Origin of the sequence: Rhodococcus sp. IEGM 1351, assembly GCF_030056875.1 — a bacterium.
In the GTDB taxonomy this organism is placed as follows: Bacteria; Actinomycetota; Actinomycetes; order Mycobacteriales; family Mycobacteriaceae; genus Rhodococcus_F; species Rhodococcus_F opacus.
The window spans coordinates 1-210 of the sequence record NZ_JASHKU010000202.1 but is presented as its reverse complement, the minus strand read 5'-3'; the positions used below and the strand labels follow the sequence as shown (position 1 = coordinate 210).

The following is a 210-nucleotide window of genomic DNA, read 5'->3' as shown; positions in this document are numbered from 1 at the left end:
GTCCACGTGGCCACCGAGGTGCGCGACCATCCGCTGGTCGTGAAGATCCTGCGTTCGGATCAGGAACTGTTCACCACCTACAGCCTCGAGCGGCTGGGCACGAGCCAGCGGGCGATCATCGACCAGGTTGCGGTCGCGGTGTCGACGGGTCAGGACCAAGGCTCTTTCCGCGCCGGGGACATCCGTCAGATCGCCACGATGGTCCTGCTC

1 pseudogene is annotated in these 210 nt (G+C 65.7%); it reads left to right on the top strand.

Features of this window, described 5'->3' with window-relative positions:
• Positions 1-210 (top strand): annotated as a pseudogene (locus tag QM806_RS41280) (TetR/AcrR family transcriptional regulator); the annotation flags it as partial.